The sequence below is a fragment of the Flavobacterium fluviatile genome, assembly GCF_010645065.1.
Lineage (GTDB): Bacteria > Bacteroidota > Bacteroidia > Flavobacteriales > Flavobacteriaceae > Flavobacterium > Flavobacterium fluviatile.
Window position 1 is genome coordinate 239,863 of record NZ_JAADZW010000001.1, and the last position, 14,539, is coordinate 254,401.

The 14,539-nt window shown below is 34.4% G+C and carries 11 protein-coding genes; 6 read left to right on the top strand and 5 right to left on the bottom strand.

Annotated elements, in window-relative coordinates:
- Nucleotides 1–196: 196 nt before the first annotated feature.
- The 3 genes from GXM17_RS00865 to GXM17_RS00875 are packed head-to-tail and all read right to left on the bottom strand — an operon-like array spanning nucleotide 197 to nucleotide 2,727.
- Complete coding sequence (locus GXM17_RS00865; RefSeq protein WP_163397404.1) at nucleotides 197–1,009, bottom strand: SDR family oxidoreductase; 813 nt, start codon at nucleotides 1,007–1,009, stop codon at nucleotides 197–199.
- 17 nt (nucleotides 1,010–1,026) lie between these two features.
- Nucleotides 1,027–1,689, bottom strand: a complete 663-nt coding sequence (locus GXM17_RS00870; protein ID WP_163397405.1) for a beta/alpha barrel domain-containing protein — start codon at nucleotides 1,687–1,689, stop codon at nucleotides 1,027–1,029.
- 30 nt (nucleotides 1,690–1,719) lie between these two features.
- Entirely contained in the window at nucleotides 1,720–2,727 is a 1,008-nt protein-coding gene (locus tag GXM17_RS00875) for a sugar kinase (RefSeq protein WP_163397406.1), read from the bottom strand.
- 196 nt (nucleotides 2,728–2,923) lie between these two features.
- Here GXM17_RS00875 and GXM17_RS21740 point away from each other — a divergent pair, with 196 nt between their 5' ends.
- Nucleotides 2,924–3,283 (top strand): hypothetical protein, encoded by a 360-nt coding sequence (locus GXM17_RS21740; protein WP_244307328.1) that lies wholly within the window; start codon nucleotides 2,924–2,926, stop codon nucleotides 3,281–3,283.
- On the top strand, nucleotides 3,201–3,884 hold the full coding sequence (locus GXM17_RS00880; RefSeq protein WP_244307300.1) for a substrate-binding domain-containing protein: 684 nt from the start codon (nucleotides 3,201–3,203) through the stop codon (nucleotides 3,882–3,884). Before GXM17_RS21740 ends, GXM17_RS00880 begins: the two co-directional genes overlap by 83 nt.
- Before the next feature lie 134 nt (nucleotides 3,885–4,018).
- Here the strand turns inward: GXM17_RS00880 and GXM17_RS00885 are convergent, their stop codons facing one another.
- Both GXM17_RS00885 and kduI read right to left on the bottom strand, forming a co-directional pair.
- A complete protein-coding gene (locus GXM17_RS00885) occupies nucleotides 4,019–4,813 on the bottom strand; it encodes a gluconate 5-dehydrogenase (protein WP_163397407.1) in 795 nt (264 codons plus the stop codon).
- Nucleotides 4,814–5,653 carry a 5-dehydro-4-deoxy-D-glucuronate isomerase gene (gene kduI, locus GXM17_RS00890; protein ID WP_163397858.1) on the bottom strand — a complete coding sequence of 280 codons (840 nt, stop codon included), beginning with the start codon at nucleotides 5,651–5,653 and terminating at the stop codon, nucleotides 4,814–4,816.
- Between the two features lie 574 nt (nucleotides 5,654–6,227).
- On the opposite strand from kduI, the gene GXM17_RS00895 reads away from it, so the two are divergent.
- From GXM17_RS00895 to GXM17_RS00910, 4 genes are all read left to right on the top strand, one after another.
- Entirely contained in the window at nucleotides 6,228–7,985 is a 1,758-nt protein-coding gene (locus GXM17_RS00895) for a sulfatase family protein (RefSeq protein ID WP_244307301.1), read from the top strand.
- Between the two features lie 51 nt (nucleotides 7,986–8,036).
- Nucleotides 8,037–9,416: a cellulase family glycosylhydrolase gene (locus GXM17_RS00900; protein ID WP_163397408.1), complete on the top strand. Its 1,380-nt coding sequence runs from the start codon at nucleotides 8,037–8,039 to the stop codon at nucleotides 9,414–9,416.
- A 163-nt stretch (nucleotides 9,417–9,579) separates the two neighbouring features.
- The gene (locus tag GXM17_RS00905) at nucleotides 9,580–11,688 is read left to right on the top strand and encodes a glycoside hydrolase family 3 N-terminal domain-containing protein (protein WP_244307302.1); all 2,109 of its coding nucleotides are present in this window, start codon (nucleotides 9,580–9,582) and stop codon (nucleotides 11,686–11,688) included.
- Between the two features lie 116 nt (nucleotides 11,689–11,804).
- Nucleotides 11,805–14,480, top strand: a complete 2,676-nt coding sequence (locus GXM17_RS00910) for a carbohydrate-binding domain-containing protein (protein ID WP_163397410.1) — start codon at nucleotides 11,805–11,807, stop codon at nucleotides 14,478–14,480.
- Nucleotides 14,481–14,539: the final 59 nt, after the last annotated feature.

The following is a 14,539-nucleotide window of genomic DNA, read 5'->3' on the forward strand; positions in this document are numbered from 1 at the left end:
TCGAAGCAGTGCTTCATTTTTTTTCTTATAGGTTTTCGCTTGTTTTGAATTGTATACCTACAAGGTTTTGAAAACATTGCAGGAAATTAAAACAGCCTTTTTATTTTAAATTTTTCAAAATCACAATTCTTAATTTTCTTAATGCCTTAATGGTTCGAAAAAAATGTGAGATCTCTTATATAGTTTTTAAAAAAAATTAGATACTTGAAGCACCAAAACCACCATCAACCTTAATAATCGTCCCAGTAACGAATTTAGACATATCACTACATAAGAAAAGCAAAACACCATCTAAATCTTCAGGAACACCGAAACGTCCCATTGGAGTATGGTCAATAATTTTGATACCTCTCGCGGTTAATTCACCGTCTGGAGTAAGTAGTAAAGCTCTGTTTTGTTCTCCAATAAAAAATCCTGGAGCGATTGCATTTACACGGATGCCCTCGCCGTATTTCGAAGCCAATTCAACAGCCATCCATTTTGTAAAGTTATCAATTGCTGCTTTTGAAGCGGAATAACCCACAACTCTTGTCAAAGGACGCTCTGCTGAAGCCGATGAAATATTGATAATCACACCATTTTTTTGTTTAGCGAATAGCTCAGAAAAAACTTGAGTCGGTAAAATAGTTCCGATAATGTTTAAATCTAAAACCTTTTGCAAGTGGTCTTTTTTTAAATCGAAAATAGCTTGATCGGGTCCAATAGTGGCACCTGGCATGTTTCCACCAGCAGCATTAATCAAGATATCTAAACGGCCATATTGCTCCACAATTTGATCGCGAATGGCTTCCATTTCATCTTGGTTTAAAACATTTCCCTTCACAGCAAATGCTTTTCCACCATTTTTCTCGATTGCTGCAACAGTTACTTGTGCTTCTTCTAGTGTTAGTCCAACAATTCCTGTTGTTACACCTTGTTTAGCTAATACCTGTGCCATGTTACTTCCGAGAACACCTGCGCCTCCAGTAATTAAGGCGATTTTATTTTCAAGATTAAAAATTGAATTCATTTTATATTTTTATTGGTTTATTTTTTTATATTTTGCACTATATTAAGTACATTTTTTGTTTGATTTTCGATGGTTTGATAGTCGGCAGATTCCATTAGTTTTTTGCTAATTAGTTTGCTCCCTAATCCTACAGCAGAAACTCCTGCATCAAACCAAGCCTTAATACTTTCTTTAGAGGTATCGACACCTCCAGTTGGCATAAAGATTAAATCAGGAAATATCTCTTTTATACTCGAAAGAAAATCAGGTTCGATTTTATTTCCAGGAAATAATTTTATGAATTGAATGCCTTTATTTTCTGCAGCGATTATGTCTGTTGGTGTCATGCAACCAGGTATATATAAAATTTCTTTGCTTTTTAGTAAATCGGCTACTTCAGGAACAAAGCCAGGGCTTATAAAAAAATCAGCACCAAGTTCAAGATAAGTTTCAGTTTGAGATGCATTTTTTATGGTTCCAATTCCGATAAGCAAATCAAACATTTCTGCATCTCTGATTGCGATCATTTTTTTGAAGTTTTCAGTCGCTTCAATTCCTCGGTGTGTATATTCAACTGCTTTTATTCCAGCGCGATACAACGCACGTAATATTTCGATACTTGCTGTTTGATCTGTATTATAATACAAAGGCAAAGTTCCTTGGTTAGTAATTGTAGTTATAACTTGTGATATAGTATTCACTTTTTATAATTTTTTATAATTAGTATTAAATCATCGAATAACTCTTCCTCCAGTTGCACCATCCATTAATGCGCTAATATCATTGATCGTAGACAAGTTAATGTCTCCAGCTATAGAATGTTTTAGACAAGAAGCAGCAATCGCATATTCAACTGTTTTTTGGGGTTCATCTGGCCAAGTTGTTAATCCGTAAATAAGACCAGCCATAAAAGCATCACCAGCTCCAATTCTGTCGATTATGTGAGTAACGTTGAACTGATTTGAGCGATATAACTTATTTTTTGACCAGAGTACGGCAGCAATACTATTTGATGAAGCATTAGCTTTGAAACGAAGCGTAGAAACAATAGTTTTTAAATTTGGATAGTGTTCTTGCCATTTAGTATAGACGCTTTCAAAGGGCTCTTCAGGTGCTGTTTTTATATTTAAACAATTTTCTGAATCATCAGCGCCTCCTAAAAGTATATTACAATATTTGATTAATGAAGGCATAACTTCATTTGCTTTTTTGCCGTACTTCCATAAAGAAGGTCTGTAATTTAAGTCGGCAGAAATAGTTAACCCCATTTCTGAAGCAATAATTAGCGCTTCTTCACATACCTCTGCTAGGTCTTGAGATAGAGCAGGAGTAATACCTGAAAAATGAAACCAATTGGCATTTTTAAAAATTGTTTTCCAGTCTATCATTCCTTTTTTTAATAATGAGAATGAGGAGTGGTTTCTATCATAAAGCACCTTTCCGGGTCTATCAGAGGCTCCATGTTCATAATAGTAAGTTCCAATACGTTCACCTTGTTCTACAATTGTTGTTTTCATTCCATAAGAGAGCATTTCACTTTTAGCAGAAGCACCAAGATCATTTTCTGGAAAAGAAGAAACTAAATTTACATCAAGCCCCATTAGCGATAAAGATGCCCCTACATTGGCTTCAGCACCACCATAGTGAACCTCAAATAACTTAGACTTGAATGTTTTAGAATGATTTGGGGGAGAAAGGCGAAGGAGTACTTCTCCGAATACAATAATTTCTTTAGACATAATGTTGTGTTTTTACGTGTGCGAACACGGACTTGACAAATATATATAAAAAGTTGTATAAAAAAACAGACTATTGAAATAAAAAAAATATTTTTACCAAAATATTTACTTATTTAACTCTAAAATCAAGAATATCATAACAATAAAAAAAATTGCTGAATTAGCTAATGTTTCTCCAGGGACTGTTGATCGAATTATTCACAATAGAGGACAGGTATCGCAAGAGAATATTGAAAAGGTTAATGCCATAATTGAAAAGTATGGTTTTAAACGAAACATTTTTGCGAGTAATTTAGCTTCGAATAAAAAATGTAAGATTGCTGTTTTTTTGCCCAAATATGAAAAGTTGGAATACTGGGAAAGTCAAATAAAGGGCGTTAAAAAAGCGAGTGAAGAATTTGGAAAATTTGGGATTGAGCTTCATTATTTCTTTTATGATTTTGATATTGTTTCATTTCAAAAGATGTTTTCTAGTGTACTTGATTTTCAGTGTGATTGGATTGCTTTTTTCGCCAATATTTTACGAAGAATCACTGGTCTTTTTAGAAGAATTTAATAAGCGGGAAATTCCTATAGTGATGATAGATTCGGATATTAAAAATGAAATTCCACACTTTTATATTGGTCAAGATGCTTTTCAAAGCGGTTATCTAGCAGGCCGTTTGATTAGTTTTGCGGTAAAGAGTGAACGAGAAGTTTTGATTATCAAAATTGCACGTGAGATTGAAAGTACTTCGGTTTATTTACAACGTATTAAAGGCTTTTATACCTTTTTCGAAGATCATCCAGAACTTACTAATTTTAGCTTTTCAGAAATCACTATTAAGGATTCAGGTGAAAGTCAGTTAACGACTGCAATGTTTGCGACTATTAAAAGTATTTTTGTACCTAATTCTAGAGCCTATATAGTAGCGCAATTCTTAGAGCAACATGATATAAAAGGCATTCGTATTATTGGATACGATTTTTTAGCAAAGAATGTGAACTATTTAAATTCTGGTTTTATTACTTTTTTAATCAATCAAAAACCTGAAGAACAGGGTTATTTGGCAGTTCAATATTTGTATAAAAAACTTATTCTACAAGAAGAATTAAAACCAACTCATTTTATGTCACTCGATATTGTTATTAAAGAGAACTGCACATTTGAGTTATAAAAAACACAACTTAATATTTTTTAATAAGAATTATATCAAGTTGTGTTTGTTTATAAATTATTTGTTTTGTGAAATTTGTCGGAATCTTTAAATTTTAATTCAAAGCATTTTTTATTATAACTCGGTAAAAAATCTTAAATTTCATTGCTCGGCTTCCCAATAGTGGCTAAAATACCTCCATCTACATATAAAATATGACCATTAACAAAATCACTTGCTTGTGAAGATAAAAATATAGCCGCTCCTGTTAAATCCTCTGGCTTGCCCCACCTAGCAGCAGGTGTTCGATTAATAATAAAATCGTTAAAAGCATTTCCCTCCACGTTGATGGAAGCTGTTTGTTCGGTATCAAAATAACCTGGTCCAATTCCGTTCACTTGAACATTATGTCTTCCCCATTCGGTAGCCATGTTTTTAGTCAACATTTTTAAACCACCTTTGGCTGCAGCATAAGCCCCAACACTATTTCTTCCTAATTCGCTCATCATTGAGCAAATATTAATGATTTTTCCTTGTTTGCGCGCTACCATTCCTTTAGCAATATGCTTCGAAACAATAAAAGGGCTTACCAAATCAATATCAATTACCTGTTTAAAATCATCTACTTCCATTTCCAGAAGAGGTACTCTTTTAATAATTCCAGCATTGTTAACTAAGATGTCTATTTTACCAATTTCTTTTTCAATTGAGTTAATGGCATCAATAACCTCTTTTTCATTGGTTACATCAAATTTATAACCTACGGCTTTGATTCCTTGCTTAGTAAGCAGAGTAACAGCGTCATCTATTTTTTTTTGCGAAGAGTTTCCATTGATAATTATAGTAGCACCGTGGTTACCCAAACCTTTTGCAATTGCCAATCCCAACCCGTGAGTGCTACCCGTGATTAAGGCTACTTTGCCCTGAATATCAAATATAGAATTTGCCATTTATTTTAAGTCTGTTATTTTGGCAATGTCCATATCTCCATAATCCAAATTTTCACCTGCCATACCCCAAATGAAAGTATAGTTGGAAGTTCCTGCGCCCGAGTGAATCGACCATGGTGGAGAAATTACCGCTTGGTGGTTGTGCATCCAGATGTGTCTTGTTTCTTGAGGTTGTCCCATAAAGTGACATACCGCTTGGTTTTCTGGAATATCAAGGTAGAAATATACTTCCATTCTACGATCGTGTACGTGAGCAGGCATGGTGTTCCAAACACTTCCTGTTTTTAATTCCGTCATTCCCATTTGGAGTTGACAGGTAGATACAATTCCACCAATAATCATTTGGTTTACTGTACGGTGATTGGCCGTTTCCAATGTTCCTAATTCTAATTTTTTGGCTTCAGCAAGACTTACTTTTTTATTTGGAAATTTACTGTGCGCTGGTGCTGAATTTATATAAAACTTTGCAGGATTGTTTGCGTCATCACTTTTGAAAACCACCTCTTTATTTTCACTTCCTAAATACAATGCATCTTTAAAACCAAGTTCGTAAGTAACGCCATCTGCAATAACAGCTCCATTTCCACCTACATTAATGATTCCCATTTCTCTTCTTTCTAAAAAATAACTCGATTTTAAAGGATCGATAGTATCTAAAGAAAGTGTTGTAGTCGGTACTGCTGAACCAGCAATGTAACGGTCATAATGCGTGTAAGTAAGGTTGATTTTACCTACTTGCATTAAATTATCAATTAAAAACTCCTTTCTTAGTTCTTCCGTATCGTATTTTTTTACTGCTTGCGGACTTGACGCGTAACGTGTTTCGTAATTGGTGGTCATCATTTTCTTTTTTTGTATTTGATTTTTAATATGTGTTTATCAAATGTATTAATTAATAAAGCGAGGTACATATTTCAACAAAGTTTAAAAGTACTTATTAGGTTCATTTTTGTACAAAGTATTTATTTTTAATGTGTTACTGAGGTGTTTTGAAATAAGTAGAATCATGATGTAATGTTTTTACTAAGCTTTTATATAGTGTTTTAGTATCGATTTTCATCAATAAAAATTCTAAAGGACAAACTATTTGATACTTTACTTATAAATTATAAATGCATAAGTAGAAACTATAAATTCATTTCTTAACCAGAAAAAATCAGATAAATCCGTTATAATAAAGAGGCAGCAGTATAAAACAGGACAGATTATTTCAAGCAAGCCCTTTAATTTGTTTTTAAGAATTTCACTTGTTTTATTTAACCGTATTTTTTGAAGTAAAAAAATGATAAATTTTTTGTTTTGCGGTGTTTTGAATTCGTTTTTATATACAAACTTAAAAAAGCGAATAAAGTTAAAAAATGAAATAAAACAAGGGTTTTGAATCTACAAGATGAATTAATACTTTTTTTAGATAATGACTACACATAAGCTTTTACTTAGACTATTTTGTGGACTTTTTTTGGGTTTTGTTCAGATGAAATGTGCCTACGCACAAACAGCATCTAATACACATAATTCACAAACAAAGCCCAATATTATTTTTATTCTTACTGATGACCAACGTTTTGATGCTCTCGGTTATGCTGGAAATCCATTGGCTTACACCCCTGAAATGGACAATATAGCTAGAGAAGGAGTTTATTTTAAAAATGCGATTTCCACCACACCAATTTGTGCAGCTAGTAGAGCTAGTATCTTTAGTGGAATGCATGAGCGAAAACATAGATATTCGTTTAGCTCGGTCGAAATAAAGCAGGAATACATGCAAGAAGCTTTTCCCAAAGTACTTAAAGAAGCTGGTTATTACACGGCACTTTTTGGGAAATTTGGTGTAAAGTACAAGCATTTAGATGAGTTATATAACGAATATGATGATTACGACCGCAAAGCATCTTTTCATGATAGAAGAGGGTATTATTACAAAACAATCGGAAAAGACACGGTGCATTTAACACGTTATACGGGGCAACAAGCTTTAGATTTTATAGACAAAGCTCCGAAGGACAAGCCTTTTTGCTTGCAATTGAGTTTTAGTGCTCCTCATGCTCATGATTCTGCAAAAGATCAATATTTTTGGGATAAAGAACAAGATTTTGTTCTTGGTAATACTACCGTTCCCGATGCAAAATTTTCGGACAAAAGCTATTTTGATAAGTTACCTCAAATAGTTAAAGACGGTTTTAATCGTTTGAGATGGACTTGGCGATATGATACTCCAGAAAAATACCAACACAATGTAAAAGGCTATTTCCGAATGATTGCTGGAGTGGATATGGAAATTACTAAAATCCGAAAAGAATTAGAAAAGAAAGGTTTGGCTGATAATACCATTATTATTGTGATGGGGGATAATGGTTATTTCTTGGGCGAAAGACAATTGGCGGGTAAGTGGTTAATGTATGATAATTCGATTAGAGTGCCCTTGATGATTTACGATCCACTTATAAAAGAACATAAAGATGTGGATGAAATGGCATTGAATATTGATGTACCCGCTACTATTTTGGATATGGCAGGTGTAAAACAACCTGCTTCTTGGGACGGTAAAAGTTTAGTGCCATTGATTAATTCGTCTCGTTCCAATTTAAAACGTGATGCTATTTTAATTGAACATTTATGGGAGTTTAAAAATATTCCGCCAAGTGAAGGTGTTCGTACGAATGAATGGAAATATTTCCGATACGTAAATGATAAATCAATAGAGGAATTGTACCATTTAAAGAATGATCCTAACGAGTTACATAATTTAGCTCAGGATACCAATTATACAAAAACATTAAACGAATTACGAAAAAAATGCGAGGCATTAATTGCAAAAAATAACGACCCTTATTCTGGATTAGCCTCTGGATTAACAGTGACTTTTGGAGAAAATACAAAAGATAAAACAGCGAATGCGAAGTTGGTTCAATTTAGCTGGACTGTACCGAAACAAATTACCAAACAACAAGCGTATCAAATTCTAGTTTCAAGCTCTTTAGATAAACTCAACCAAAATATTGGGGATGTTTGGAACAGCGAAGAAGTGCGTAAAACACAAGCTACAAATATTGCCTACAATGGTTCATCATTAGAATCGGGAAAAACCTATTACTGGAAAGTTCGTTTGTGGGATGAAGTTAATAGAACCGGAGATTATTCGGTTTCCAAATCTTTTCAAATTAAAAAATAACAATCAACTATAAGCAAACCCGATTAAGGGTTAATTAAATAATAAAAAAACATGAAAAATACCCTTTTAATTTTGATGTTCAGCTTAGGAATGAGTTCGGCTTTTTCCCAAATCAAACACGGTTTGCGTGACGAACAAGGCAGGCATGTTATCCCTAGAGGCTATGTGGTGGTAACTAACGATGGTGATTTTACCGCTGATGATTATCTGCGAATGGTGCGAATGGGTGCCAATTCTCAAGTAATCCGACTGGAATTAGGGAAACTCAGTACATTTCAAGGTGCCAAAGTAGATAACAATTATATACTCAAATTGGACACACTTGTCAATTTAGCTAAATCACAAGGAATTAAAACGGTTTTTAAAATGACGGTTTATGGAGTGGAGCATTTTTCATGGGAGCAATTTTGGCTGAATAAAAAAAAGGAGCATACGACCTATATAGATGCATGGAAGTTAATTTGGAACCGTTATAAAAACGAAGATTTTGTTTTAGGTTATGATGTAGTGAACGAACCGCGAAAACTTACGATGGATATTTCATACGATGATTTGACTGCAAAATACCTTGTGCCGTTGTACCAAAAAATTATTGATGAAAGTCAAAAGATAAATCCAAATAAAAAAGTGTTGATTCAGTCCATTTTTATGAATAAAGGCGAAGGGATGGACAATAATCAATATGCTGAAATTAAAGCACCCGTTAATCGAAAAAATGTGGTTTTTGCTCCCCATATTTACCAGAGCAATATGGATTTGGTAAAACCTGTAATGGAACGTTTTGATAGCGAATCGACCATGCTAAATGCTCCCATTTTTATAGGAGAATGGGGTTTTCCTACTTTTTCTAAAACAGATACTCTTGTAAGTGGAAAAGTTGGACAGCTTAAATATACTGAATTGTATATGCGTACCGCCGAAGTCTTTGATGAAATGGGTGTAGGAAGCATTAAAGCTTGGTTTTCGGGAAATCCAAAAATGCAAAATTTTTTGCCAGAAGGACCTTCAACCTGGGCTATTTTTAGTGACAAAAATGCCATCGGAACGGTAGAGCGTAAATACATTACCGATATCATTGCAAGACCTTATCCCCAAACGATTGCGGGAGATATTTTGAAATTCAAATTTGATTTTGCCACCCGTACACTACATGTTAACTTAAAATCAGACAATAACAAGGGAACTTCGGTTGTGTTTGTGGGAGCCAATAGGCATTATCCAGATGGGTTTACTATTTTTTGTGATGATGCCATGATACTAACCTATGATCCTATTAAAAAAGAAGGACTTCAAGTAGTAAAAAACAATACAAAAGCGACCGTTTATGACTTTGTTTGGGACGAAATGCGCCAACAGTTGAACATTAAAAAATGGCCTGAAGATCAAAAAAACATCCATTTTAAAATAGCTCCAGGGATAGTTAAAAAGTAATAATGAAAGCCTATATGGGTTTGTCAGATGCTCCATCCCGATAAAGCAGGACAACTATTTGAATCCCCTATACTAATTTTAGAATCTAGAATAGAGTAGACTAAAAGTATTAATATTATTTACAATGATTAAATCACATTCGTTATTTGTTAGATTCTTTTTTGTGCTAGTAGTAGCCCATGTTCAATTAGGATTTGCACAGCAATCGAATACAGAGATTGCTGCCAAGGTTAAAGTACTATTGGGAAAAATGACTTTAGACGAAAAAATAGAACAATTAACGCAAGATGCTCCTGAAAACACGCGCTTAGGTATTCCTATGATGAAATACAGTGAATGTTTGCACGGCTTGTGGTTAGACAATGCCACAGTATATCCGCAAGCGATTGCTTTGGGTTCTACTTGGGAACCGAAATTGCTTCAGGAAATGACTACGCATATTGCTTTAGAAGCCAGAGCGGCTAATTTAACGCATTGTTATTCACCTAATTTAGATGTGATTACAGGTGATCCACGTTATGGTCGTGTGGAAGAATCTTATGGTGAAGATCCGTTTTTGGTTTCCAAAATGGGTGTTGCCTTTGTAAACGGACTTCAAGGAACGGGTAATGAACGTTTTGATAAAAATCATATTATGGCTACGGCCAAACATTTTGTAGGCTATCCTGAAAACCGTCGTGGTATCAATGGAGGTTTTAGTGATATGTCTGAAAGAAGATTGTTTGAAATTCATTTGCCACCTTTTGAAGCTGTTGTAAAAGAAGCCAAAGTAGGTTCGTTAATGCCAGGACATCAAGATTTTAATGGTATTCCTATGCACATGAATAAAGTGCTTTTGCAAGGATTGTTGCGCGATAAATGGGGATTTGATGGCTTTGTTGTTTCAGATAATAATGATGTTTTACGACTAAATTTAATGCATTCGATTGCTAAAGATAGAGTAGAAGCAGCCATTTTAGGATTGAAAACAGGAGTCGATATGGACTTGGTAATTGGTAAAAGTTTGGAATGGTCCACTTATACAAATGCCGTTTTGAAACAAGCCTTACAAAGAGACCCTTCGATTATTAAAAATATTGACCAAAGTGTGAGCCGAGTTTTAACGGCTAAATACAGATTGGGTTTGTTTGAAACATTAGGAAAAACCTATCCTGATAAATTAGTTAGTAAGCCTGAAAGTCAAGCAGTATCCTTGAAAATTGCCAAAAAAGCAATCGTATTGTTGAAAAATGAAAATGATTTATTGCCTTTGGATAAAAACAAAATTAAAAGCATTGCGGTAATAGGGCCAAATGCTGATGAAAATAAATTGCCAAATGGAAAGTTTCCTTTGTTAGGAGGCTATACTGGCGCGACTCCTTATTATGTTTCGGTTTTACAAGGAATTAAGGATAAAGTAGGGAAAGATATAAAAGTAAATTATGCCAAAGGTTGTGATTTATATACAGATTCTAAAGTTGGATTTGATGAGGCAATAAAAGCAGCTCAAAATTCAGATGTGGTTATTCTAGCTGTTGGTGGTTCTTCTCTTACTTGTGGCGAAGGAATCGATAGAGATAATTTAGATTTAATTGGCGTTCAAAACGAATTGGTAGAAGCAATTCATAAAACAGGAAAACCGATTGTAGCTGTGTTGATTAATGGGCGTCCTTTGTCCATCAATTTTATAGCTGAAAAAATTCCATCGATTTTAGAAACTTGGTATTTAGGCATGAAATCAGGTGAGGCGATTGCTGAAACTATTTTTGGAGACAACAATCCAGGAGGGAAATTGAGCGTTTCTTTTCCGCGTTCGGTAGGGCAAATTCCGGTTACTTATTTGGAAAAACCTGATTTTGTAGGTTCAGGAAAAGGATTGTATAAGTTTGCTGATAAAACACCATTATTTGCTTTTGGACAAGGAATGAGTTATACCACTTTTGAATATAAAAATTTAAAATTAACTCAGCCGACCATTACTGTTAACGAAAAAACAACAGTTTCGGTTGAAGTGACCAACACTGGCAAACGTGATGGTGACGAGATTGTGCAAATGTATGTAAGAGATGATTTTGCTTCTGTTGGAAGATACAACAAAATGCTAAAAGGTTTTGAGCGTGTTCATCTCAAAGCAGGTGAAACCAAATCGGTTCAGTTTGAATTGAATTTTGACAATCTATCGATTTACAATCAAGAAATGAAAAAAGTGGTGGAGCCAGGAGATTTTACCATTTCAGTTGGAGCTTCATCTTTAGCCAAAGATTTGACAACAATTAAACTAACCGTAAAGTAATTTTCTATAATACCATCGATGATCATTTGTTAGTGGTTTTTTTATTATGTTTTTCTCATCCAAGGAATCCATAAACTCAAATTATTAATGATGAATAACCCAAAAAAAACAAATTTATGAAAACAAAAATACTATTTCTAAATTCGGTTTATCACCGAACTTTTAGCTTTTCAATAAAAGCAGTAATAATAACATTATTATTTATTGCTAATCCTGCAATGGCTCAAACCTATCCTTTTACTTTACCTAATACAATTACAGCATCTTTAAATGTAGATACCACTACTAAAGAGGAATTTAGAAACACTTTGTTAGGATATAATATCGAAGGGTTTAGTACGAGTTTACAAAAAGATTTTATCCGATTGGTTGATCCCATAACCATTCGATTCCCGCATGGAGTATGGTCTAATTTTTACCAATGGCAAACAGATGGCTATCAAAATGATAGTTATGACAATAAAGATCACGAAGCTACTTTGGCTATTTATGTCGATAGAATCAAAGGTAATATAGGCGGCATAGCCTCTTTGAATAAAGAAAGAACCGACGCAGGGAAAAAAGGCTTTGATATGATGTGGACTTATTCTATTAATTTTGATGATGGGCCTAGTTGTGTGGCTAGAGCATTGAAAGATATTAATTTAGGCCTTGAAGTTAAAGCAATTGAATTAGGAAACGAACATTTTTGGTCTAATCAAAGAGCGTTACGAACAGCTACAGAAGCCGATTATTTACGAGAAGCTTCGGCAGTATCTGTAGCGTTAAAAGCACAGTTTCCTGATATAAAACTTTCTATTCCATTAGGTTGGAGAAGAAACCAAGGAACCTATAATAGTAAGATTATCGGAAATGGAAATTATTTTGATGCCGTAACCATTCATAAATACTTAGGAGCTGATCCAGATGTTCCAGGTGAAAGTAATACCGCTTACCAATCCTTATTAACAGCTAAACTTGAATTGGATTCTGATGTGAAATGGGTACGCAATAATTACGCTCCAGGAAAGCCTATTTGGTTAACAGAGTGGGGGGTCTCAGCAGGTTCTGATGTTCATGGCGCTGCCTGTCTGGGGATGGCTGATGCCTATTTGTATATGGCTGATAATCAGGATATTTTTGAACGTTCGAATTGGTTTAGTTTCAATCGTGTTTTAAATTCAATGGTTGTGGTGGGTTCAAATCGAGAACCAGTTTATCCTTTACAAAAAAGAGGCTATTTGTCTGTTTATGAAATTATAAGAGGGGTATTCAAAGATGCTACCCTTTTAAAAGGAACCATTACGTCATCGGAAACCTTGAGTACCTCACTTGGGACTGTTAATGTGGTTAACGGGCGTATGGTGACTAAAGGAGGAAATACTTCAGCAGTTGTTGTTAATTTAGGGGATAAACCGGTACAATTCACTTTAAATATTGATAATAAAGCCTATACAAATACTTTTAAGCACGAAGCCTTAACTTTTGATAATGTAGGGTATGTAACTCCTATTGATTTTTATGCGAATCCTTTGGTCCTAATTAAAGAAGGTTCTGGGACGATTACTTTGCCCCCTTTGTCCATCAGTAAAATTTCGGACATTATTTTAAATTCTGACTTGAAAAACATTCCTGGAGCTATCGAAGCTGAGGAATACAAGTCTGGAGGACAAGGTGTAGGTTTTTCGGATACAGACACAATGGATACGTTGGGTTCAGGAAATGGAAAAGATGGCGTAGATGTTGGAACTTTTAATGGTTCAAAATATGTAGGAGACACTCAAAATGGAGAGTGGTTGAAATACGGTGTCAATGTTATCAAAACAGCAGAGTATAATTTTAATTTTTTATATAGCGCTGTTAGTTCTGGTTCACTAGTTAGTGTGGATATCGATGGGGTTAATTTATTCAACAATTTTTCTTTAGCTCAAACTTCTGGAGTCAATGATTTTAAAACGATTAGTAAAATAAAAGTTTTGCTTTCGGCAGGACAACATGAATTAAAAGTGCTCGTCCAAGGAGGTGGCTTTAGTTTAGATAAAATCAGTGTGGATTACTATGGATTAACCCCCTTTAAAACTATTGTAAATGTACCAGGGACAATACAGGTTGAAGATTATGCTTTGGGGGGTCAGGGAGTGGCTTATAATGATACTACATTAGGAAATGACACCAGCGGTTATAGAGATGAAAAAGATGTTGATTTGGCCATTGGAGGGACAGGCTATGTGTCGACAAGCTTAGCTGGTGGGGAGTACACAAGGTATCCTATTTATGTAACCGAATCGGGTAGTTATCATTTAGAAATTAATTATAAAACATCATCAACAACTTCTAAGCCGATAGCTGCAGCCATTTTATCCCCAGATTTGTCAAGTGCTACCCAGTTATTTACTGATGCTGTTGGTTCAACGACTTCAGGCATTATTAAAAAGGTTGATGGAAATGGAACCGTAGTATATGGAACTTATATCTCAAACAATTTTAATTTGTATGCGGGCAATTCTGTTTTAGAGCTTCAGATTCCCTCAGGAGGTGCTGGACCTAATTATGATTATATGACTTTGGTAAGGGATGGTGTTCTAGGGGTGAATTCATTTAATAAAGGTACAAACGATATCGTAGTTTTTCCTGTTCCAAGTAAAGACGGTTTATTCAATTTAAGTAAATCGACTCCATGGAAAGTATATACTACTTTAGGGAGTGAAATCTTATCTGGAGAGGGAAATGTTGTTAATCTTTCGTTATTTGCTAAAGGGGTATATTTACTAAAAACAAAAGGAGAACCAATTAAAAAAATAATCTATCAGTAATGAATAACGAGTTGTTATTTCAATAATGAAAAAAAAGGCTTGCGTAATCAAATTTCTTC

What these genes read in the sequence shown, in the direction of transcription:
- GXM17_RS00885 (WP_163397407.1), bottom strand. Translation starts at nt 4,813, where the DNA reads ATGGCAAATTCTATATTTGATATTCAGGGCAAAGTAGCCTTAATCACG.
- GXM17_RS00875 (WP_163397406.1), bottom strand. Translation starts at nt 2,727, where the DNA reads ATGTCTAAAGAAATTATTGTATTCGGAGAAGTACTCCTTCGCCTTTCT.
- kduI (WP_163397858.1), bottom strand. Translation starts at nt 5,653, where the DNA reads ATGACCACCAATTACGAAACACGTTACGCGTCAAGTCCGCAAGCAGTA.
- GXM17_RS00865 (WP_163397404.1), bottom strand. Translation starts at nt 1,009, where the DNA reads ATGAATTCAATTTTTAATCTTGAAAATAAAATCGCCTTAATTACTGGA.
- GXM17_RS00910 (WP_163397410.1), top strand. Translation starts at nt 11,805, where the DNA reads ATGAAAACAAAAATACTATTTCTAAATTCGGTTTATCACCGAACTTTT.
- GXM17_RS00895 (WP_244307301.1), top strand. Translation starts at nt 6,228, where the DNA reads ATGACTACACATAAGCTTTTACTTAGACTATTTTGTGGACTTTTTTTG.
- GXM17_RS00900 (WP_163397408.1), top strand. Translation starts at nt 8,037, where the DNA reads ATGAAAAATACCCTTTTAATTTTGATGTTCAGCTTAGGAATGAGTTCG.